The 22,101-nt window shown below is 31.5% G+C and carries 23 protein-coding genes and 1 pseudogene; all 24 read right to left on the bottom strand.

Annotation, left to right across the window (positions count from 1 at the left end; all coding sequences use genetic code 11):
- Positions 1 to 29: 29 nt before the first annotated feature.
- The 24 genes and pseudogenes from PSR12_RS07250 to PSR12_RS07135 all read right to left on the bottom strand — a co-directional run bounded on the left by PSR12_RS07250 (position 30) and on the right by PSR12_RS07135 (position 22,093).
- A complete protein-coding gene (locus tag PSR12_RS07250; protein WP_004232641.1) occupies positions 30 to 260 on the bottom strand; it encodes a hypothetical protein in 231 nt (76 codons plus the stop codon).
- 125 nt (positions 261 to 385) lie between these two features.
- On the bottom strand, positions 386 to 2,011 hold the full coding sequence (locus PSR12_RS07245; RefSeq protein WP_274772332.1) for a long-chain fatty acid--CoA ligase: 1,626 nt from the start codon (positions 2,009 to 2,011) through the stop codon (positions 386 to 388).
- Positions 2,012 to 2,081: 70 nt separating this feature from the next.
- Entirely contained in the window at positions 2,082 to 2,849 is a 768-nt protein-coding gene (locus PSR12_RS07240) for a 3-hydroxyacyl-CoA dehydrogenase (protein ID WP_274772330.1), read from the bottom strand.
- A 15-nt stretch (positions 2,850 to 2,864) separates the two neighbouring features.
- On the bottom strand, positions 2,865 to 4,013 hold the full coding sequence (locus PSR12_RS07235) for a thiolase family protein (protein ID WP_274772328.1): 1,149 nt from the start codon (positions 4,011 to 4,013) through the stop codon (positions 2,865 to 2,867).
- A gap of 225 nt (positions 4,014 to 4,238) precedes the next feature.
- A pseudogene (locus PSR12_RS07230) lies at positions 4,239 to 4,364 on the bottom strand (nucleoside-diphosphate kinase); the annotation flags it as partial.
- Positions 4,365 to 4,570: 206 nt separating this feature from the next.
- Positions 4,571 to 5,326, bottom strand: coding sequence for a hypothetical protein (locus PSR12_RS07225; RefSeq protein ID WP_274772326.1), 756 nt, complete (start codon positions 5,324 to 5,326; stop codon positions 4,571 to 4,573).
- Positions 5,327 to 5,677: 351 nt separating this feature from the next.
- Positions 5,678 to 7,600, bottom strand: a complete 1,923-nt coding sequence (locus PSR12_RS07220) for an AAA family ATPase (protein WP_274772325.1) — start codon at positions 7,598 to 7,600, stop codon at positions 5,678 to 5,680.
- Positions 7,588 to 8,118 carry a hypothetical protein gene (locus PSR12_RS07215; protein ID WP_274772323.1) on the bottom strand — a complete coding sequence of 177 codons (531 nt, stop codon included), beginning with the start codon at positions 8,116 to 8,118 and terminating at the stop codon, positions 7,588 to 7,590. Before PSR12_RS07215 ends, PSR12_RS07220 begins: the two co-directional genes overlap by 13 nt.
- 2 nt (positions 8,119 to 8,120) lie before the next feature.
- Positions 8,121 to 9,362: a hypothetical protein gene (locus PSR12_RS07210; protein WP_274772321.1), complete on the bottom strand. Its 1,242-nt coding sequence runs from the start codon at positions 9,360 to 9,362 to the stop codon at positions 8,121 to 8,123.
- Between the two features lie 508 nt (positions 9,363 to 9,870).
- Positions 9,871 to 10,443 (bottom strand): hypothetical protein, encoded by a 573-nt coding sequence (locus PSR12_RS07205; protein WP_274772319.1) that lies wholly within the window; start codon positions 10,441 to 10,443, stop codon positions 9,871 to 9,873.
- A gap of 65 nt (positions 10,444 to 10,508) precedes the next feature.
- Entirely contained in the window at positions 10,509 to 11,090 is a 582-nt protein-coding gene (locus PSR12_RS07200) for a tyrosine-type recombinase/integrase (protein WP_274772317.1), read from the bottom strand.
- Between the two features lie 272 nt (positions 11,091 to 11,362).
- Complete coding sequence (locus tag PSR12_RS07195; RefSeq protein WP_274772315.1) at positions 11,363 to 12,106, bottom strand: hypothetical protein; 744 nt, start codon at positions 12,104 to 12,106, stop codon at positions 11,363 to 11,365.
- 194 nt (positions 12,107 to 12,300) lie between these two features.
- The gene (locus PSR12_RS07190) at positions 12,301 to 13,566 is read right to left on the bottom strand and encodes a hypothetical protein (RefSeq protein ID WP_274772314.1); all 1,266 of its coding nucleotides are present in this window, start codon (positions 13,564 to 13,566) and stop codon (positions 12,301 to 12,303) included.
- A gap of 100 nt (positions 13,567 to 13,666) precedes the next feature.
- A complete protein-coding gene (locus tag PSR12_RS07185) occupies positions 13,667 to 14,482 on the bottom strand; it encodes a DUF5677 domain-containing protein (RefSeq protein ID WP_274772312.1) in 816 nt (271 codons plus the stop codon).
- Positions 14,483 to 14,948: 466 nt separating this feature from the next.
- Entirely contained in the window at positions 14,949 to 17,024 is a 2,076-nt protein-coding gene (locus PSR12_RS07180; RefSeq protein ID WP_274772311.1) for a hypothetical protein, read from the bottom strand.
- 84 nt (positions 17,025 to 17,108) lie between these two features.
- Positions 17,109 to 17,276, bottom strand: coding sequence for a hypothetical protein (locus PSR12_RS07175; RefSeq protein ID WP_274772310.1), 168 nt, complete (start codon positions 17,274 to 17,276; stop codon positions 17,109 to 17,111).
- Positions 17,266 to 17,670, bottom strand: a complete 405-nt coding sequence (locus PSR12_RS07170) for a hypothetical protein (protein WP_274772309.1) — start codon at positions 17,668 to 17,670, stop codon at positions 17,266 to 17,268. Before PSR12_RS07170 ends, PSR12_RS07175 begins: the two co-directional genes overlap by 11 nt.
- Before the next feature lie 317 nt (positions 17,671 to 17,987).
- Positions 17,988 to 18,485: a hypothetical protein gene (locus tag PSR12_RS07165; protein WP_274772307.1), complete on the bottom strand. Its 498-nt coding sequence runs from the start codon at positions 18,483 to 18,485 to the stop codon at positions 17,988 to 17,990.
- 93 nt (positions 18,486 to 18,578) lie between these two features.
- Positions 18,579 to 18,728, bottom strand: a complete 150-nt coding sequence (locus tag PSR12_RS07160; protein ID WP_274772305.1) for a hypothetical protein — start codon at positions 18,726 to 18,728, stop codon at positions 18,579 to 18,581.
- Between the two features lie 10 nt (positions 18,729 to 18,738).
- Positions 18,739 to 19,128 (bottom strand): tyrosine-type recombinase/integrase, encoded by a 390-nt coding sequence (locus tag PSR12_RS07155; RefSeq protein WP_274772303.1) that lies wholly within the window; start codon positions 19,126 to 19,128, stop codon positions 18,739 to 18,741.
- Positions 19,129 to 19,143: 15 nt separating this feature from the next.
- Positions 19,144 to 19,776, bottom strand: a complete 633-nt coding sequence (locus PSR12_RS07150) for a site-specific integrase (protein WP_274772301.1) — start codon at positions 19,774 to 19,776, stop codon at positions 19,144 to 19,146.
- 115 nt (positions 19,777 to 19,891) lie between these two features.
- Entirely contained in the window at positions 19,892 to 20,308 is a 417-nt protein-coding gene (gene ndk, locus PSR12_RS07145; RefSeq protein WP_004232627.1) for a nucleoside-diphosphate kinase, read from the bottom strand.
- An 86-nt stretch (positions 20,309 to 20,394) separates the two neighbouring features.
- On the bottom strand, positions 20,395 to 21,369 hold the full coding sequence (hepT, locus tag PSR12_RS07140; RefSeq protein ID WP_221680600.1) for a heptaprenyl diphosphate synthase component II: 975 nt from the start codon (positions 21,367 to 21,369) through the stop codon (positions 20,395 to 20,397).
- Between the two features lie 19 nt (positions 21,370 to 21,388).
- Entirely contained in the window at positions 21,389 to 22,093 is a 705-nt protein-coding gene (locus PSR12_RS07135; RefSeq protein WP_004232623.1) for a demethylmenaquinone methyltransferase, read from the bottom strand.
- Between the last annotated feature and the right edge of the window lie 8 nt (positions 22,094 to 22,101).

Here is a 22,101-nt window from a genome sequence, read left to right as displayed (position 1 = left end):
CTGAAATAGTCTTTCTCATGCATGCAAATCTACTTGCTTGCGTTTTGTTTTTCCTCTAAAAGTAATACTTTCGACTGTTCTAATTCAAGTCTCATTTTTTCTGTTTCAATCGTATAAGTTTCTAACCTAAGCTTTTCTAATTCTACTTCTTTTTCAACAGCTTTCAGTTTTATTTTTTGTTGTCTAGTATGAGCGTCTGTAAAAATTCCAGCTAGAGAAATAATAACGCCTCCAATTATCGCTACAATGGCAATTGACAATCCGTTCACTTCCTTTCGTTATTACGATTATACGGCAAAACGGAAAAAATAGTTTCATTTTTCAGGAATTTATTCCAATAAAAAATGAAGGTAGATTTTCACCACCCTCATTCTATCCATTATCGTTAGACTTGTATGCGATACTCTTTTAAATCTTCTCGTAATTTAGCCTTTAAGAATTTACCTACAGACGTTTTTGGTACTTCGTCAATGAAGATAATATCATCAGGAACCCATGTTTTATGGAATTGGTGCTGTAGACTCTCTAGTAACTCTTCTTTAGTAATCGAATCCTTAAACTCTGGCTTTGCTACGACACAAGCTAATGGTCGCTCCAACCACTTTTCATGTGGAATGGCAATAACAGCCGCCTCAAAGACCTTTGGATGGGACATTAATGCATTTTCAAGCTCTACTGAAGAAATCCATTCGCCACCACTCTTAATTAAATCCTTTGTACGGTCGGTGATTTTTATATAGCCATCTGTTGTCATCACAGCAATATCGCCTGTATAGAGCCAGCCGTCTTTAAAGGCCTCTTCCGTTCGTTCATCCTGATAATACTCGTTGGCAATCCATGGACCTCTAATCGTAAGCTCTCCCATCGTTTTGCCATCCCAAGGCACTTCACCATTTTCATTGACAATCCTTGTATCAATAAGAGGCATTGTCATACCTTGTGTAATCCGAACATTCATTTTTTCATCAGCCGTATAGTCCTGCATATGTGTTAAATACGTGGATAGGCTTACAAGAGGTGAGGTTTCCGTCATACCGTAACCTGTCATGTACGGGATATTAAGTTCTTGCTCAAAGCCTCGAACAAGACCAATTGGTGAAGCAGAACCTCCACAAACAATTAATCGCATAGACGATAGGTCACGAGGATTTTGACGCTGCTCCTGTAGAACGCCTAGCCATATAGTCGGTACCCCTGCTGTCAATGTAACTTTATATACATCAAATAATTCAAGCAATAGCTGTGGTGTAAACATAGGTCCCGGTAAGACCTGTGTAGAACCAAATGCGACACTGGCAAATGGTAATCCCCATGCATTCGCATGGAACATTGGTACAACAGGTAACACCACATCCGACTCACAAATCGCAATACTGTCAGCGAGACCAGCTGTTAAACTATGAAGTACAATACTGCGATGTGTATAGACTACTCCCTTTGGCATGCCCGTCGTTGCACTTGTATAGCACATGCCTGCGGGTGTATTTTCATCTAGATCTTCTGGGAATGTGAAATGTTCATCTGCCTCCGTAAGTAGCGATTCATAGGAAAGAGCATTTGGAATCGGTAAAGTTTCTACTGCAACAGCATCACCCATAATGATAAAATGCTTTACCGTTTTCAGCTGAGATACGATCGGTGCAATTAATGGCACCAGATTATCATCTATTAATAATATTTCATCCTCGGCATGATTGATGACATAGGCAATATGCTCGGGGGATAATCGAATATTAATCATATGCAATACTGCTCCTGCACATGGTACAGCAAAATAGGCTTCCAAATGGCGATGGTGGTTCCAAGCAAATGTGCCAACCTTCATTCCTCGCTCCATTCCTAGTTTCGTCAAAGCATCAGCTAATCGGCGAGTCCGTTTCACATATTCTTTATACGTAAATTCGTGAATAGTAGTGGCACTTGTTCGAGAATAGATTTTCTTTGAGTGAAAAAATCGTTCTGCGCGATTCAAAAAACTTGTTAATAATAAAGGTGTATCCATCATATGCATGATACCGCTTCCCTTCATCTACGATTTTAGAAACAATCAAAACAAAAACTATTTGAACTAGATTTTGACGCTACCTCGGTTGCATTCGAACGGCACCATCTAGTCGAATGACCTCTCCATTTAATAAGCCATTGTGGATAATACTTTCAACCAAAAGAGCATATTCCGAAGGTTTACCAAGTCGTTTAGGGAATGGTGTCATTTGAGCAAGAGCTGTTCGTGCAGGCTCAGGTAACGAAGCAAACATTGGTGTTTCAATTAATCCTGGCGCTATGGTCATCACTCGGACACCGATTGCCGCAAGCTCTCTTGCAATGGGCAACGTCATTGCTGCTACCCCACCTTTTGACGCGCTATAAGCAGCTTGTCCGATTTGCCCATCAAATGCAGCCACAGACGCGGTATTAATAATGACACCACGCTGTCCATCTTCATTTGGCTCATTATGTTGCATTTTTTCTGCCACTAGACGGATGACATTAAACGTGCCAACTAAATTAACAGCAATCACTTTTTCAAATAACCCAAGGGCATGTATACCACGCTTCGAAATAACTTTACTCGCATCTGCTATACCAGCACAGTTCACTGCGACATTGATCTTGCCAAAAGCTGAAATAGCCTGCTCAAGGCCCGTCGCCACGTCCTCTTCCTTTGTGACGTCCACTCGTGCATAAAGGACATTTTGACCTAATTCCTCCACTAGAGCTTGTCCACGCTCATCATTGACATCAAAAATAATTGCTTTGCCACCCTGTCCTACCAATTTCCGAACGGTTGCCTCTCCTAAACCAGAGGCACCCCCTGTTACGACTGCCACCACTTCATGTTCTTTCATCAGACATATCCCCTTTTACATTTTTTCAATGATCGTGGCATTGGCCATTCCCATTCCCTCACAAATCGCCAACAAGCCGTAACGATAATTCTCTCGCTCCATGCGATATAGCATAGTCGTTAACAATTTCGTACCTGTTGCCCCTAATGGATGTCCCAGCGCAATTGCTCCACCATCAGGATTGAGCTTCTGTGGGTCCCCTCCTATTTCATGCAGCCATACGAGCGGCACAGGTGCAAAGGCCTCATTTACCTCATATGTGTCGATATCCTCTATGTTGAGACCTGACCGTTCTAATGCTTTTCTAGTAGCTTCGATTGGCCCTGTCAGCATTAATGTCGGATCAGAACCCACGACCACTCTTGTCACAATTTTAGCGAGTGGTTGAATGCCTAGTTCTCTTGCTTTATCCAATGCCATCACGACTACAGCTGAGGCTCCATCGCTCATTTGGCTCGCATTGCCCGCAGTAATCGCTCCATTCTCTTGAAAGACGGTTTTTAATCCATTTAAAATATCAACAGTAGTTTCTGCACGAGGACCCTCATCAACCGCAAATGTTGTCACTGAGCCATCCTCTTGTGGAACTTGAATAGGTAGTATTTCAGCTTGGAAATGACCCGCTCTAATGGCGGAAATTGCTCGTTGATGGCTTTGATAAGCATAGCTATTTAGCTGTTCTTTCGATAAAGACCATTGGGAAGCGATTTTCTCTGCTGATAATCCTTGATGGATAATATCATAATTTTCCTGTAAGCGGTTACTAGCATGTGCATGTTGCATGTTTGAGCCCATTGGTACTCTTGACATGCTTTCTACCCCACCAGCAATGACAATGTCCATATCCCCCGCTAAAATTGCCTGTGCTGCGAAGTGCACGGCTTGTTGGCTTGAACCACACTGACGATCAATGGTTACTCCTGGCACACTCTCTGGGAAACCAGCCATTAATAATGAGGTCCTCGCAATATTTGCCCCTTGTTCAGCTGTTTGGGTCACACACCCCAAAATGACATCGTCTACTTGTTCCTTACCAACGCCTGCACGCTTTACAACCTCCTGTAATACATCAGCTGCTAAATCATCTGCTCGAACTTGACTTAATGCGCCCTTACTTCTACCTACAGCAGTTCTCACAGCTGCTACAATCACCACTTCTCTCATGTCCATAACCCCTTTTCCTCGTCATCCTCATAGTTTATTGACGAGTCTACTAAACTATTCCTAATTTAATTATCAGAATATTACATTATTTATTGTACATGAGTAAGAAGTTTTTAACAATTCTATATGTATCTAGTAAGAAATTATTCGTCAGAATGATCCCTCCCCTTTTTTGCGCAATAAAAAAGCAATCTCAAAAATTGAGATTGCTTGATCTATTCGACATTAAACTAAATCTTCACCGAAGAATAAGCCGATTTCGCGCTCTGCAGAAGCAAGAGAGTCAGAACCGTGGATGATGTTGTGAGAAACAGTTGTTGCGTAGTCACCACGGATTGTACCTGGGTTACTACCAAGAAAATAGACTTTAACTATTGTCTACAAAATCACTAATATCATGGGTTCTCTGAAATAAACGAAAAAAACTAAAATATAACCAAACTTTTACCTTCTATAAATAGTAAATATACATTACTTATAGCTAAGTTAGCAAGTTTTAAATTAGAAGATAGCCCTCAGCCCTACTTACATTCGTTCACTTAAAATAATGATTTTATTCAATACGAAAATACAAATTTATTTATAATCCCTATCTTATCAAAATCACTGAGTATTATTTCTCCATGAATCGAACTATGTGGAAGTTCAATTACTTTTCCTTCATATGCCATTGAAAGCCTTATATCCTTAATTCCTTCGATTTCGCCCAATACTACTTCAATAGTATCGGGTGTAAATTCATCATATATTAATTTTTCAGGTATATTACCATTAATTATAAATATATCCTGTTCATGCCTTACATATTCTAAGACAAAATAATACGGTTTATCATCATTCACCTCAAGCTCAAATGCTAAATCATTTACAGCAAATTGCACCATTAAATCAGTTGATTTTAAAAAGTACCATACAACATCTAATAACTCTATACATCGCTCATATGAAGGTGGTTTTTCGTCATTATGTTCTATACCATTTCTAATTGTTAACAAACGCTTCATTAAAAACGGTCTAACAACGACAAAAATTTCTAGTATCTCCATATAGCCCTTAGGTTTATTATTTATTTCTACAAACTTAAAACCATAAATTTCTTCAATTAACTTTAATCGATGATTCAAAGCTCTTTTCAAATTGGTTATCCCATCAGCTAAGTGAAATTCCGATTCATTGTTCACAATAAGGTTCTTTGCATGCCCCCAAATTTGAAATGCTCTTTCACCCTTCTCTTTTTCAAGGACTGTACTACTATCACTATAGCTTTCCCAATTAAGTATTTCTTTACTAATCCATTTACGCTGTTTGAACACTAATTCACCCACCTCAAAAATTTTTCTTATTATCTATGTACGCCTTCTTTGAGATACACACTACACTAATTTGCCCATAGCATGGTCACGCCTACATGAGCAACCTATGATAAAAATGACTTGAGCGTATTCTTACTAGACTATGTAAATGAATGATTTTACATTCTTAGTGCAACAAAAAAGAGAGCTAATATAGCCCTCCTTTCATGTAACATCATGCAGTTATTTTACGTTTTTCTCCGCTAGGGAGTATTACATATATACGAACTAAGTTCAAAGACCTTATGTATTCATAATAAACATGTCAATATACATATTCAACTATCAAATCTTCAAACTCTTTTAACTTCCTTAACTTTTTCTTTTTAGAAGTTTGTTTTCTGATGACAGGTACTCAATTAAATAACCTTTTTGTAACTCAGCCTCATATTCATCATATCCACTTGTAATTATTATTTGACAATCTTTATCTTTAAATTCTTCTATATAAGTGAAGAGTTTTTTCAAATGCGGAACTTCAATACCTTCAGCTTTTAAAGTGTCTATTATTAAAAATCTGGGAAATGCAATTTGATAATCTGGGTTTAAAGATAGTTTAAGCATAGATAAATAAAAGAATAGTCTTCTCGGTACATTAAAACTTTGCTCTTTATACTCCCCGATAATTGGATAATAATTTCTATCCAGTTTAACTATATATTCATTTTCATTTGCATCAAAGAAATCTCTAAGATATTCACTATAGATTTCTTCAAATTTTTCTATATTTTTTTGAAACAGATTATCTTTTTCCTCTTCTAACTGATTTAAACGCTCTCTAGTTTTTCGAACTCCATCTTCTAGCCCACTAATTATACTTTTAGAACTATTTATATCTTTTGCCTTCTCTTTTAATATTTCCAATTCAGAAGCAGTTTCTTTTAGTGGAATTATTTTATTAGTGATTTCTTCAATTGCAAAAGTATTTGAATTAACTTTCATATCACCTGTAATTAATTTAACTTCATTAACTAGGGTATTTATTTGCTTTTTTGTATTTACAATAATTTCATTTAAATGTTTATAATCTTTTTTATACCCTTCAATGACCTCATTTATAGTTTCTAAAGATTTCACTTTTGATTTTAATAATTTGATATATTCTTTATCGGAATAAATAAATCTTGAAAAATCCAAATGATTATTCGAACCACAAATACACTTATCATCTTCTAAATCAATTTTTTCTAAACAGAATGGACATTCTTCATCATTAATTAAATCTATATACTGTGAAGTAAATAAAACTTTATCAATATGCTCAATTTCATTATTTAAATCGTCTTTAACTCTTATGGATTTTGATAGTCCTTCAGAAACTAAACTTAGTCGATACTCATAATTTTTTAACTTATGAGTCTCAATAACAATATTCTTTTGAATTTCTTCAATTCTGGAAGTAACTTCTTCCCCAAAATGCTGCTCCTTCTTAATATCTTCTCTTATATTATGTAATCTTTTCAATTCTTTTTGCGTATCTATCAATTCATTATTTATATTTTCCATACTATGTTTTCTTAATTGTTTAAGTATTTCCTCTTGAATTATTTCAATAGATTTCAATTTTTGTTTTTCTACTTGTAATTTTTTAGTTAATGATTTTAATTCAGCATATTTTTTATAATATTCTTCATTATAACCAGACATTAATACTTCAAAAATACTTCTCTTCATAATGTTACTATTTTTAAAGTAATCATAGGATTGTAATCCAAATTCACTTATTATCTTTTTATTTTCAGTTAATTGGTCATGGTAAATGTATCTGAATAAATCATCAATGTTTAAACGATGCGTAGTATTATTTTGAGCTACTTCTATAAATTCAATACCTAATTTCTCCATTAACCAATCCGATATTGTCATTTCTTCTTTTTGATAAATGTATCCATTTCGATAAACACTGTATGTTGTATATTCTTTTTTTGTCACATCATAAACACTTACAACATTTTCTCCAATTTGTCTTCTTAAAGTAAAGTTTTCGTTATTAATGCTAATTTTCAATTCAATATGTTTATTAGTATCATTTAAAATAACCTTTATTGGTTCTTTACTAGTATCTTTGACAAATTCAACATTAATGCCTAAACAATATACAATTAAATAAGTAAAAGTGGACTTGCCGTTCCCATTATCTCCTACTATTAAATTTATTCCTTTTGTAAATTTTTCGTTTTTATAAAAGTATTTATCTGCACTATATTTCAAAGAATTGATTACTAATGTTCCCATATTGCCACCCCATTTTCTTTAAAAAATTTATCTACAAAGGTCATATAGTTCAATCTTCTTAACCCTTTAATTTTCCCCTTAATTTCAGTTATTCTTCTTTTTTCATTTTCAAATTTAGAGTTTTGAATAAATTTTTCAATAGTTTCATTTTCTACCAAATAGATATTGACTTTATTATCTTCAGTAATAATCTTAATAAGATTTCTTTTTTCTAAAATCAATAATAAATATCTTACAAGAGTTACAGTTTCAATTGCATCATAATATATCCTATTCAGTTCTTTGATAATATTTTCATTCGGCTTTATATCATTTTTGTAATAGTTCAATAAAAGCTGGACATTTTTTTCATTTGATATGATTGGAATTAAAAATATTAACTTTCTATAATCTTTAAAGCTACTTTTCTCGTTTTTACAATCTAATACCGATAAAATTAAAATCAAATTATATGTAATAAAATACAAATCTTCGCTATTATTATATAAAAGTCTTTTTTCCTTAAAATTTCCGCTCATTCTCACACCTCATCAAATGAATAAAAACATTCATTTATTAATAACATCGCTACTTTTTGAACCGTAATATCATTCTTCACTCCATAGTTATAATCTTTCTTCAATTGGTTAAGGTCTGTTACCACAGACTCTTTTAACGCTAAGATAACATCATTCAAATCTTTATGTGTGAAACTCTCATGGGATTTAAATTTTTCATCAAAAAACTTCCCCATACTTTCATAAACTCTATATTTTAAAGAATTAATCTGCCTCTTATCAAATTTCTTGATTTCATCTTTAACAGTTATAGCTTCTCTTTCATATCTTTTAATTGTCTTATCTTTAAAATCTGGACAAACTGAAAGAATTTTTTCTTTTAAATTTCTTAATACCTCCCCTTCTAACTCCCCTTCAACATCTTCCCAATATGAGTGAATTCCATCAATCACTGACTCACTATTCATACTTTCAGCTTCTTTATAAATAAGCTTTACTGAATCTATATTAATTATTTTTTGCGTCACATGTTTTTGAGTCATACGTTCATCTATAACATCTAATAAATTTCTTTTTATAAGATTTTCTTTACCAAAATGCTCGATAGAAAAGAACTCACACTCTTTAATTTCTCTATCTAACTCTAATGATAAAGTTTCTAAATCACTTTCATCAAAATGAAACGATATTTTCTTTAAAAATTCAACCCATTCATCAAATCTCATCTTTTTAATTGTTAAATAATTAATATGATAAGTCTCCGGCTCATCCTCTTTGATACTATATGTTTCCATATATGTATGAATTAAATATTTAGAAATAAAATTTACAACGTCATCATGAAAATCCTTTTCTAATAAGTACTCAAGTATTGGTTTAGTTAAAACACTTACCCCTATTTGTGTTAGCTTCTTCGTTTGCTTTTCACTAACATAACTAGTATTAGTAAAGAAAATAAAATTTATGTACGGGTCTCTTTTCAATTCAATATAATTGTCCAAAAAATTAATCATAGTTTTTTGAATTTCAGAAGAATTGAATGAAAAACCCTTCGCATATAATTTATCTTGTTCGAGATGTTCGTGACCCTCCTCATCAATAAAATGTCCATCTTCTCTAGACTCTGGTAGTGCAATTATATTGTTTTTGCTATTTAATTTTATTAATTGCAACATTTTTATAGCAACTCGAAATTTTTGATACCTAAATCCTTTATATTTATCACTTGCATCTCTATTTACGATTTCATTATTAAACTCTTGCATACATTTCACCTTTCAAAAAAAAACATATATACATATTTCACTACATGTTCCTTTTATTTATTAGCCCTTCCTATCTATTCGATATAATTGTTTTAAAGATGGCTATTACGATAGCTTTGGTCGATGTATTTTGCTGTAATCCGATTTAAACAGAAATTTATTAAATATGTTTTTCCTATGTTTCTAATAAAGTTATGCAAATTAAATTTCCATTTAACAAATACTTTAATACCACCACCAAGGAATATTTGTAAATTAACTATACCATTTTCCATAAAAAAAGTGATATAAACAAGTAGTTTATATCACTTAATTATCGAAGGTTACACTCAAAACAATGCAATCTAACTTGCAACTCTACCCATTTTACTTGATTTCATCATCAGTGATTTCAATATACTTCAACTTCATAAGATTGTTATCATATTGCTTCATTTTCCCTTTTGTGTGAGTGTAGTAGGTAACTTGTATTCTTCATTCATCATCATAAAAATATCGGAGAATACCCTTACTTTTTATTTTTTTTATAATTAACTAACGCTTTCCCTATAACGAAATAGAATATTACAGTTTGTATCAAAGAACAAAGCTTCGCTAAAAAAGACATTGGTTCCAATGTTCCTCCGCCAAAAGTTAGTCCTCTATTAAATGAGTAATAAATAAAATCAAAAGCGATTTCATACCATTCTTTATTTTTAACATACATAAATGCTTTTTCGTTATAATTGTATATAATGAAATAAATAAATGAAAATATTAATACTATGTAACTAAGCATCCAAATTAGATAAGTCACACGATTTTCTTCTATTAATTCCTTTCCAAATTTCCAAATCATAATAACTAGCATAAAAGCTAACAACACTAATAAAAAGAATGAAAGATAATTTACAAAATCGCTGTTTTTCAACATGTATTCGCTGGGTTCTTTAACTTCAAGAACTGCAAAAAAATATACATCAATAAGGAATATTGTAAATATAATATTACTAAAATTCTCTTTCAGCTTATATTTTTTATTTAAGACAAGATAGAGGCATACAGCTCCTATTCCAAGTAATATAATTTTTTCAATCCCCACTTAATCCCAACCTTATATTCATATATTGGTAAAATATAGTTAATCAATACTTTATATATTAACCATTAAAAGAACGAAATACTTTTTATACTATTTTCAATTGATTCCTCTGTAATTCCTATATAACGCAATGTAGTCTTTTGTGATGAGTGATTGAAGATTTCCATAAGCGTAGCTACATCCTTAGTTGCTTGATAGTACGTGTAACCGAATGTTTTACGCATTGTATGTGTTCCTATTGAGTGGTTGCCTATCATATCACCAGCTTTAGCAATAATGCGATATGCTTGTGTCGTTGTGATGTGGCTAACACCTTTGCGACTAGGGAACAAATAAATAGCATCGGCTGGCAGTGTTTCAATATAATCTGCAATATTAGCCATTAAGTTGTTTAAATAAACAGTTCTTTCCTTCTTCGTTTTACCTTCACGAATCTTGAATGAAGATTTGCCTTTCACTTGTTCCACTTTCAAAGCCACTAAGTCGCCACAGCGCAACCCTGTTGAAACACCTAATTTAAATAATAGCTGGTCACGTAATCCATTTTGTGACATTCCTAACGCTTCGATTAATTCATTAATTTCTCGTTTATTTTTTATGGGTTGTACATCAATTAACATGCCTTTCTTTTCATTCAAATTAGCCATTATTTTACCACCTCTATTATGTATGCTATTTTAAATATTTCGATATTACCATACATTCAATAGAGTATCAATATAAGAACGGCTTCATATCAACATTTCATATGTATGCTAATTACTAAAAGCATACATTAGATAACAATTCCTACTATTATAAATAAAATATTAAACAAACAAAAATCTCTATGACATTCACAGAGATTTGTAATATTTTTTAATTAGTTACTTCTTTTAGTAAAATAACACTCTGGATTTTCTATATCTCATTACAAATATTAAGCCCGTTTACTGTTAATGACTAAAAATAGGTAGTTCAAAATTATACCAATTACAAACAAGTTAATTATTTTATTTATAATAACCTGTAGTATTTGAAATAAATATATATATGTATGCTCACCAATAATCGAGATATATTCTGTATATTTTGGACCAATCGGTAAAGTATTTGAGATAATTATACTTAAATAAAAACTCTCTAAGATACTCAAATCATCAACATTTTCAATTGGAGCAAAAAACAAACTATATATAAATGAAAAGACTAAATCAGGTGCAATGGAAATAAAAATAATACCAAAACAAATAAATGCAACAGCCTTTAAATTTAAAGCATTCGCTTCTGTTGCAAGTTGTTTAATTTTTAAAACTAAAGACAATATATTCCTACATATACCGTAAAGCATTATTAAGGCTATTAACCAACAAATGAATATTATTAAAGCAACTGACTGATTATACTTTGTATCAGCAATCAAATATGTAATAATTAAAATCACAAGGAAGAAAAATACTATTTGTAACCAAGGGATAGTAAGCTTATATGCTCCCCAATCACTTATGTTATTAAATTCAACTTTAAAATTAACGATATCACAATATATCAAAGATACTAATATCACCAAACTACTTAATATGAAAAACGATGGTTCACTAATTGAGTACAATGGGTTTGAAATAGCTACTAATGCCAACATAACCGATATAAAAAAATTACTTTTAAGAAAAGATAGATTCATCACTTCCTCCTTATAATCGTTACTTCTTAGAGAATTTCACATCTATTATGTAAAATATCCCAATTCAAAACTAAAAGGAATTAAATAATTCCTTTCATTTCAGCCTAACGAAAATCTCCACTAAGAATATTAGATATTTCGTGAACATTTAAACAATGTTATGCGTCAATCACTCAAAATAAACAAAGAAGTCATTATGAATTAAGAATCTTTGCTAACTTGTCAAACTCTACATTTATTATCTCAAAATGGGTATTTATATTATACTCTCTTACTTCTTTTCTTCTTAGCTCAGTATCTTGATTTTGAATATCCTCAATTTCTTTTATTAATCCCTCTTCTTCAAAAAATCTAGTATTATTTATTTCGGGGATTGGATAAAATTCAAAAGTTTCTCTATGGAATATAAAACCCCTAATCTTAAACAAAGCTATGAGTTCTTTTAGCTTTTTATCATGTGATAAAAACAATGGTATAAAATAAGAATTCTTTTTATTAGCCGCAATAGAAAATTCCATGACCCTCGGAACCAAAAAATCCCATACTATATTTTCAATTTTTCGTATCAAATCCGTCTGTTTCCCACCTTTGTTAATTTTATTAAGCATCCCTACAGATTTGGGATTTTTGAAATATTTGTAAGCAAGAATCATCTCTCTTTCGTAGTAGATACCTACTTTCTCTACCATGTAATTAATAAGTTTTTTCATTTTGTTTTTAGGGCTTGCTTTACTTTCAAATTGAATTTGCCATATCCCAATTAAGAGCAGTTTAATATTTTTATGAGCTTCTATAAATATTTTCAAACCATTACTTTCTTTATAAACACTCTTAATTAGATGGTCTGTTTTTAATTGAGCCTCATTAGGAGTAATTTGAAACTCAATTTTTCTTTCATTTAAATATATTTGTGAGTCAATACTTTTAAAAAGTTCTAAATGGTATAAATTTTTATATAAAGCTAAATGACTTTTATTGGTAACCGAAAATTCTTGTTCACCAGCTAGAAATAGATTCTGGTAATTCTCAATTAAGTAAAATGTATAATCATAATTGAAATTATTTTTTAGCATGATATCTATAGTTCTATAAATACTTTCTTGCGGGAAATTAGGCTTGTTTTGTTGATTTAAAAAGTCTTCAATGTAGCTTGTATAATTTGTATCTAGCATTATTGAATAATCATATTTAATGTGCGTTTCCGGTAATTCCAACATATCATTCATAATATTATCATCTAAAAAAAATATTTTTTCTGAGTGAAAATAGGGAACAAAATCAGTATTTTCTTGATTCAAAATATTAGTAAGCCCTTCAGGATAAATATCTTTTTCATAATTCTCCATTGTCATGATTAATCTAAAGTCTTTTGTTAGGTCCCCATAAATCTTCCAAGCCGCCATAGCCTCTAAAGGATTTTCCGTATCAATCAACTCATATAATAATTCTCCCATTGCCATTAAGCTATTCCTCCCTAAGATAAGTAATGTTTAAATCGTCATCAAAATTAATTCGGGCTAAATAACCATTATTTCATTTCTCCATTCTCTCAATATTACGTTAATAATTCCCTTTAAGTTTAATCCCTCCTTTAAATTTGTATTTAAATTCTATTTTTTGATTGAATAATTTTCTCTCTCTATCCAAACCGTAGTATTTGTATAATTTTCTAGTCAATTCAATTAAGGTTAAAGAGCAATAAGTAATCACATGTTCAATATTTTTTTCTATTATATAAATAGATGAAATTCCTTCGTCCGCTTCTTCAAATACAAATTGTTTACCACCATCTTTAGCATGTGTTTCTGTGGAGAACAACTTAAACAGAAGATAATGCTCTTCACCTAATCCTAATGATTCACACAACTCTCTGAAGTTATTATTCCCCTTCTCACTTTGATACCAGTTTTTCTTTTTTATACCTATATGTTTGATGATTTTTTCATGCATTTCATTTGCTTTATCCTCAAATTCTTCTATAAATTTCTCTTTAGAAATATTTAAAAACCTTCTTAATTCTATGCCTTCTACATCTTCTGCAATTATTCCATTATATATATCTAATTCTTTTTTCTTAACAGAATAAAAATAAGCTTTAGACCTTTTAACAGTATCTTTTTCTAAAATATAGATTAAATACGCATGTGCCTCTAAAATTCCTCTTGCAATTGCCTCTATTCCAAAAAATTTATCCGCTTCTGCTAAATATAAAATAGAATCAAATCTTGATACAATGCCATCAAATAATCCTAAGATTACGTAATCTTCTATATCAAAATCTTTTGGATATTTTGGATTAGTAAATTTTTTATCAAGAACTTTCTTTACTACAACATCAACCTCTTTTAATAGTTCCTTACCAAACTTGATATCCATTTTTCCCTCCAAGAATAATCACCTCAATAATAGAATAAATATAAAAATATTGTTTATAGTATCTATTTAAAATAGGCTATTTTACACAAGTGAATCAATAAGACTATTATCTCATTGAAGAAAAGTATACGGTACTATTTGGAAGTATTTCAACTAATTTATCAAATCAATTACAATATTATTTTGATATACCTCCCTCTATTTTAATTTTTCCGCAATTTTCAAAGCTTTGAAATCTCAAAGTATATAGAAACAAAAAAATCCCTGCAACCTACAGAGATTTTTACAATTCGTATTTAGTTAATTTTCAGGAAATCAATTTCGTCAACATAGCAATAGCTCAAATTAGAACAACTAAGGATTAGAGTTTTTAACATCTCTCGAATAGAGTGAACCACATATTACAAACTATGTTCGAATACCTTGCTAGTTCTATAATATATCTATCAATTGGTATCATTTTATGTTAAGGTTTCAAATTCTTAATTAAAAAATACTCTGTATAACAATCTCCAGTTCCTGATGTTGTATATTTTCCTGCCAAGTAATCATTTTCAAATTCATCATTATTTGATACATTTTGTAATCTATACATGAGCATTTGTAAACTCATGAAAGAAGAATTAAAATACTTTTTCCTCAAATCTATATCATTTTCTAATAATTTATGTTCATCATACTGTTTCAACAGATGCTTTGCTTTTATTCTAATTTCATCTAATTCATCATCCCGAGAATTATCTAAAGCTTTCAACTCTGCTCCTGTTAAAAATCCTAGTATCTTTTGAATCATCATTTTATCACTTAATATTCCGAATTCATTTAAATTCACACTTATTCTTTCTATCGTTTTATTTTTATATTCAATAGATTTTATTGGTATAGTACCTTTCTTTATCTTCCCTCTTTTACTATATAAATCTATTTTTTTATCTTTAATCAAATTCAGTTCATGTTTTCCAAGTTGAGATTGGGAAACCAAAATACTTTTGGAAATATCAGAAAATAATTTAACACCATCACCTGTTAAAGACTTTTTTGTCAACGGCTTCTTTTTAATTTCTAAAAAGAATATAAACTTATTGGTTTCTATAACAATATCACATTCTTCATTTTCTTTATAATATCCACTAGAAAACTCAATATTACTTTTCTCTAATAGTTCTTTAATAAATTCTTCTAAAGAAACCCCTAAGTCATCATCAAAACGATTTCCATATTCTTTCCTTAAAATATCACAAAAACAATCAAAAAATGAAAATGCATTTAATGTTCTATCAATTAAAACGTACTCATGATTGATTTTTAAAAGAGGGAACTTATCGTAATCACTTAGATTATTATTTGGATAAACAAAATCCTTATTAGGAGTATCTTGGTGAGAAAATAAGTCTAAAAATTTCCTTATATCTTCCGTTTGTATTTTACTAAATACCTCATGTAAACCGTCTATTGTAAAACTTCTAAACGATTGCTGCTGTGATGGGTGATTTAAAATATAATTGATTAATGTTAAAATGTCATCAAATTTTAAATTCCCAAATACCTTTTTATAATTAATAGCTTTATAATAACTAGGTAGTATTCCCTTAACCATTCTGGATATAAATATAGGATTATATTGTTTATATAGAAAAATACTATCATACAATACATTGTTATATATATGTTCAAGAATATTCTCATTTGTTATAAAAAAGTCTCTCATGTTGCTATAAGTCTGTAATTGTAATAAAGCTATATAATGTCTCACCATTTCTATTAAATCATTTATTTTTTCTATCTTTACTTCTTTGTCCAGTTTCCTATGATAATGTTTTACTGAGAGATTTAATAAATAACCAAACGGAATACCTGAAGAAATTTTAAGTTCTAAATTATTCTTCTGTCTATATAAATTATATCTAAGGTTTTCTTTATCTAATGGATTTAGCTTTAATAATACCTCTATTAAATGTTTTCCGCCTATTTTTTCTATACATCTATCAATACATCTCCCCATTCTTGCGTAATCTTCATCCTCAATTTTGACCTTACCATTTTTAATTCTAATTCTGTATCCTCTATCAACCCAATATTTTATTGCTTCCCCTTCATTTCTTTCTTTCATATTCATTCCAGGATATTCAAGTATAAAGTTTCTGTTAGATACATTTAAGTAATCCATAATAATTAGAAGTAACTTTCTCCACCAAATATCATTTGTAATACATGGAAATTCAGTGCTTGTACGATATGTGGCTATGCATTCCAAGTATTGGATATAATGATTGAAATCTAAATTCAAACCATATTGTTTCAATAAAAGATGAGATTTTAATTCTCTCAACTTTTCAATCTCCAACTCCCCTTGTATAGCATCTAATATGTCCTTTATTTTTTCTTCTAATAAATATGCAATTTCATATTTATTTTCACTTTTATCATGATTAATCGAGTGTCTTTCACATATAAGCTTTAAATTATCCCTAGAATTCCTAATTATTTTTTCATTTGCAATAATATATTCACTAAACAAAATTTCAATATCATCTAAATTCATTTTTACCTCCTAATAATCAGAAATAAATCATTAATTTAAAATACAAAAAAAGTGAATGAAATTAATTCATTCCATCCACTCTCCTTATTCCTCTATATCTCCAAAAACGCTTCTTAAATATTTTTGCCGCTCTTCACTTAAACTATTAAAAATTGCTTTATTAAAATATTCCTTATTTTCTTCTACTGTACAAATACCTTCTACCTCATCAGTAAAAATCCCCTCATCAATTTCACATTCTTTAAATACCAAGACAATAAAGGCCTTCTATCTCTACGGCTCTTTCAAGTGCAATTTGTGCAAATAAAAAAGTATCATTGATTTTCTCTTTAATCGTATAAAAATCACTTACTTTTAGCAAGCCATTGGCATTATTAATATAATGCCAAACTACACCTGCTTCTCTTTCAATAATTTTTTCTAACGCTGCTTTTTCTTCCGCTACATTTTGATAATACGCTTCTAAAGATACTTGAAAATCACGCTCTATAAATGCCTCATAGTCACATGAAAAGCCTTCTAAATCAATCTCATTGCTGCTCATCCCAAGCCACTCATTCAATTCCTCAATAAAAATCCCCTCATCCTGTTCTTGACCTTTATTCGCAAAATCCACTTGAATCACTTTACTTTTATCGCTTTTCATAAAATAGCTCCTTCATATTTAATTATACTTATCCCATTAAATCCTTTAAATTAACCACATTGCCGTTCGTATGACCTTGCTCAACTTTATTGGTTAAGATATACATTTATTTTTTTTATGTAGAGAAGAAAAAAATCCTAATAAACCTTTTAGTCAAAAAAGCTGTAACTGGTGTAACCGATGTAACCGCAACAAATGGAATCCATAAACGCAAAAAAGCCATGCGTTTATACTCGCATGGCTACTTCTATGACCTATGATATTTTGGTTTATTTACTTATGTGTGGTTATTGCTAAAACAGCCTTAGAAAGCTAGATTATGCATTCTCCTTTGTAGGAAGAAAAACCTCAAATAAATGTGCTTCTTTATCTACGCCTAATTTCTCTTTATCGGCTTCGGAAACAGCTTCTATTTTCAAGCGTTCAAGTGGTAAGTCAATACCATCCACTTTTAAATCATCTACAATTCGATTAATACTAACAGTTGCTTTATGACCGCCCTCTGCATTTCTAAGACCATAAAAAGTATCTTCCTCGTTGCTGAATAAAATAAATAACTTCGTTTTATTGCCTTTTTTATCAACACCGAATTTAAAAAATCCTAATTGATGCTCATCTAAATATTCTTTTAGAATTTTTGATGTAGTCAACTTTGTAAACTCTCTACCTGTATCATTATATACTTGTTTTCCAATTTTTAAGAACATATATTTATTCCAAGTACCGTAATATCTGCTTTTATAGTTAATTATATTATAAATTAAACAATCAATAATTCCAACTATAAAACGAAAAGATGCTGGTTTTGCAACCAAAACCTTAACATGCATTTAATTTATAAATATTTAAAATCTATCTATACAATCATTCTATAAAGCGCATCTATCCTTTGCATCATAGAAATACTTTCACATAATGAATATCTCTTGTTTCGTTAATGTGACCTCGCCTATCTTAATCAACTTACCAACGGGTAAATCAATGAATGTTTCAAATGTAACTGTATTAGCTGTTTCATTATAGGCGGCTCTTATCTCTGTACTAATGATGGTTATCATATGTTAGCACTTATAAAAAATCACGTAAATTCTTTGCTACTGTATCAACATCTAACCCCAAATATCTCGTAGTTGTCGATAAGTCAGAATGAGCTAGTGCATGAGATACTAAATTTATATCGGCTCCACGTTTCACCAAATTCTGGGCATACAATCTTCTAATAGAGTGAGGATTAACGTTCTTCAAATTCCACTTTTTACTGTACACCCATAAATTCTTTGCAATTAAATTGGACGGTGAAACTGTATTTGAAATTGGTACGCCTATGTTTGAAAGAAAAATATAATCATTCTTTTCTCTTTGTTCTTTCCTAATATCATCATTTATTGAAATTAACTCTCTTAATAAAGTACACATTTCATCATCTAAAGGGAGAATCAATGGTCTATGCGATTTCATTATCTCTCCTTGTAACTACAAAAGCATATTTTCAAAATCAATATTCTGTTCTCTCAACGCACCTAATGTTTTAATTCGAATACCTGTTTTGTATAAAAGTAAAATCGCTATGCTATCACGTAATCCCGAATACGTTGATTTATCTAAAAGTGATAACAAAAGTGCCAGTTCTCTTTCTGTAGTAGCTTCCTTAACGCTTGTATTTACTTTTATTTTGATGTTTGTCCAAAACTTTGAGTTATACCAACCATTATCGTGACACTTGCTTAAAACGGCTTTAATTTGCTTTAAACGACCATGTAGAGATGTGTCCTTTGCATTTTTGAAACTTGATAAATATTGATAAATTTTTTCATTGTTGATTTCGTGGAGATATTCAACTTTAGTAACTTCAACAAATCGCTTAAAATTATAGTTGTAACTATCAATTGTCCTTGTTCTTAATCCATTTAGTCGCCATTGTTGATTTAAAATTTGTATCGCGTGTTTAACGGTTATATTTCTGTTGTCCAATTCATCAAACGTATCCATTTTAACTATTGAGTTATTGATTTTTGTCACCATTTCTCTCTTTGATTCTTTTTCAGTTTTGATAGTCAATAAGCTTAAATCAATGTTTGTGTTAACTTTATTAAATGATTTTGACAAATAAAAAACCCCCTAACATTTTTTGTTAGAAGGTAAAAGTTACATCGGAAAAATAGATGATTTTTTTATTGAGTTCTATTCGTAGTTATTTTCGCTACGCTTCTTAGATTCGAAATTAAACTAAATCTTCACCGAAGAATAAGCCGATTTCGCGCTCTGCAGAAGCAAGAGAGTCAGAACCGTGGATGATGTTGTGAGAAACAGTTGTTGCGTAGTCACCACGGATTGTACCTGGGTTAGATTCTTCAGGTTTTGTTGCACCCATCATTGTACGAGCAAGCTTGATTACGTTCTCGCCTTCCCATACCATAGCGAATACAGGACCAGAAGTGATGAAATCAACTAATTCACCGAAGAATGGACGCTCAGCATGCTCAGCATAGTGCTTTTCTGCTAATTCTTTAGGAATTACCATTAATTTAGCACCTTTCATTACAAAACCGCGACGTTCGAAACGATCAACGATGTCTCCAATTACTTGACGTTCAACGCCGTCAGGCTTAACCATTAAAAAAGTTTGTTCAATTGCCATGTTTAAAACACTCCTTAAATTCGTCTAACAGGTTTTACACCTACCGATAAATATTAACAAAAAATGAGCTTTTGTACAACAAAAAGCTAGAATTTGCGCTTACCCATGAACAATGCTACATCACGTAATTTTTTCTTAACAGGATGTTTTGGTAAAGCATCAATTTCCTGTAAGGCTTTTTTCAAATATTTATCACTCATACGATTAGCTTGCTCAATTGCATGAGATTTACGCACATATTGCAACATATTTTGACGTTCCGATTCTGTTAAAGTGCCTGCAAACACTTTAACTAAGTATGGTTGCATCTCGGGATCATCTTTCAATAATAAAATCGGTAAAGTAATATTCCCCTGTAGTAAGTCACTACCTGCTGGCTTCCCTAGTTCTTTATCGGTTGCCATAATATCTAAAACATCATCGATAATTTGGAAGCTCATGCCTACAAAGTAGCCGAAGCGCTTTAAATGCCGAACTGTTTTACTATCAACCCCCGCTGCCACAGCTCCTAGCTCACAGCTTGAGGAAATAAGTAATGCTGTTTTGCGTTTGATTCTTCTAAAATAATCTTTTAAACCTTGATCTAATCTAAATTTATCTTCAATTTGAATGACTTCACCGTTACAAATCTCCACCATCGTACGGGCTAAAATTTGATGTACAAGTGGGTCTTCTAACTTTGTTATATATTCCAGCGCACGTGCGAAAATAAAATCGCCTGTGTACATTGCTACCCTGTTATTCCACTGTGATTTGACAGTCGGGCGCCCTCTTCGCATATTGGAGTCGTCAATGACATCATCATGTACAAGCGATGCCATATGAATGAGTTCTAAAGGTACTGCTACATCCTTCATCTTCTCAATGTCATAATCACCAAATTTTGCGCCTAGTAACACAAAAATTGGTCTTATCCGTTTGCCACCAGCTTGTAATAAATGGAGAGAAGCATCGTTGATCAAATATGAAGACGAGTCCACCGCTTTTTCTAACTCTTGTTCAATGATTTCGATATCTGATTTCAAATCGGAATAGAGTAGTTTTAACTTCATCTTTTCCACGTGTGAAAACCTTCCCCCATTAACGTATCTTTTTAAAGCCCATATGCATTGCCGCAGCCCCGCCACTGTATGCTTTGTACGTTACTTTTTCTAATCCTGCCTGCTCAAACAATGCCGCTAACCTTTTCATACCTGGGAAATCATTCGCAGATTCCTGAAGCCAAGAATACTCCTTATAGCTTTTCGCAAATATTTTACCAAATATCGGCATTATATATTTAAAATAAAAACGGAACAACTGACGATAACCAGGAATTTCAGATTGAGATGTTTCTAAACAAACCACCATTCCACCTGGTTTAACAACACGATGCATTTCCTTCAAAACTTGTAAATAATCAGGTACATTGCGAAGACCAAAGCCGATTGTCACATAATCAAACGTATCATCTGGAAAAGGCAACTCCATCGCATTTCCATGAACTAGTTCAATTTGTGGGTATGGCTCTACCTTTTTTTCGCCAACTTTCAGCATGTTTTGACTAAAGTCTAGCCCTTTTACTTCTCCACTTTCACCAACAGCCTCTGCCAATGCGATTGTCCAGTCTGCGGTGCCACAGCATACATCAAGTGCTTTTGATCCAGGTTTTACAGCCATGTGCTTCATCGTATCGTTACGCCAGCCAACATGCATCTGGAAACTAATTACACCATTCATTTTATCGTAGTTTTCCGAAATACTTTCAAATACTTCGTGAACGTGTTCTTCTTTCGTTTTAGCCATTTTGAAAA

The sequence above is a fragment of the Lysinibacillus sp. G01H genome (genome assembly GCF_028872195.1).
Taxonomy (GTDB): domain Bacteria; phylum Bacillota; class Bacilli; order Bacillales_A; family Planococcaceae; genus Lysinibacillus; species Lysinibacillus capsici.
This window is presented reverse-complemented; position numbering and strand designations above follow the sequence as displayed.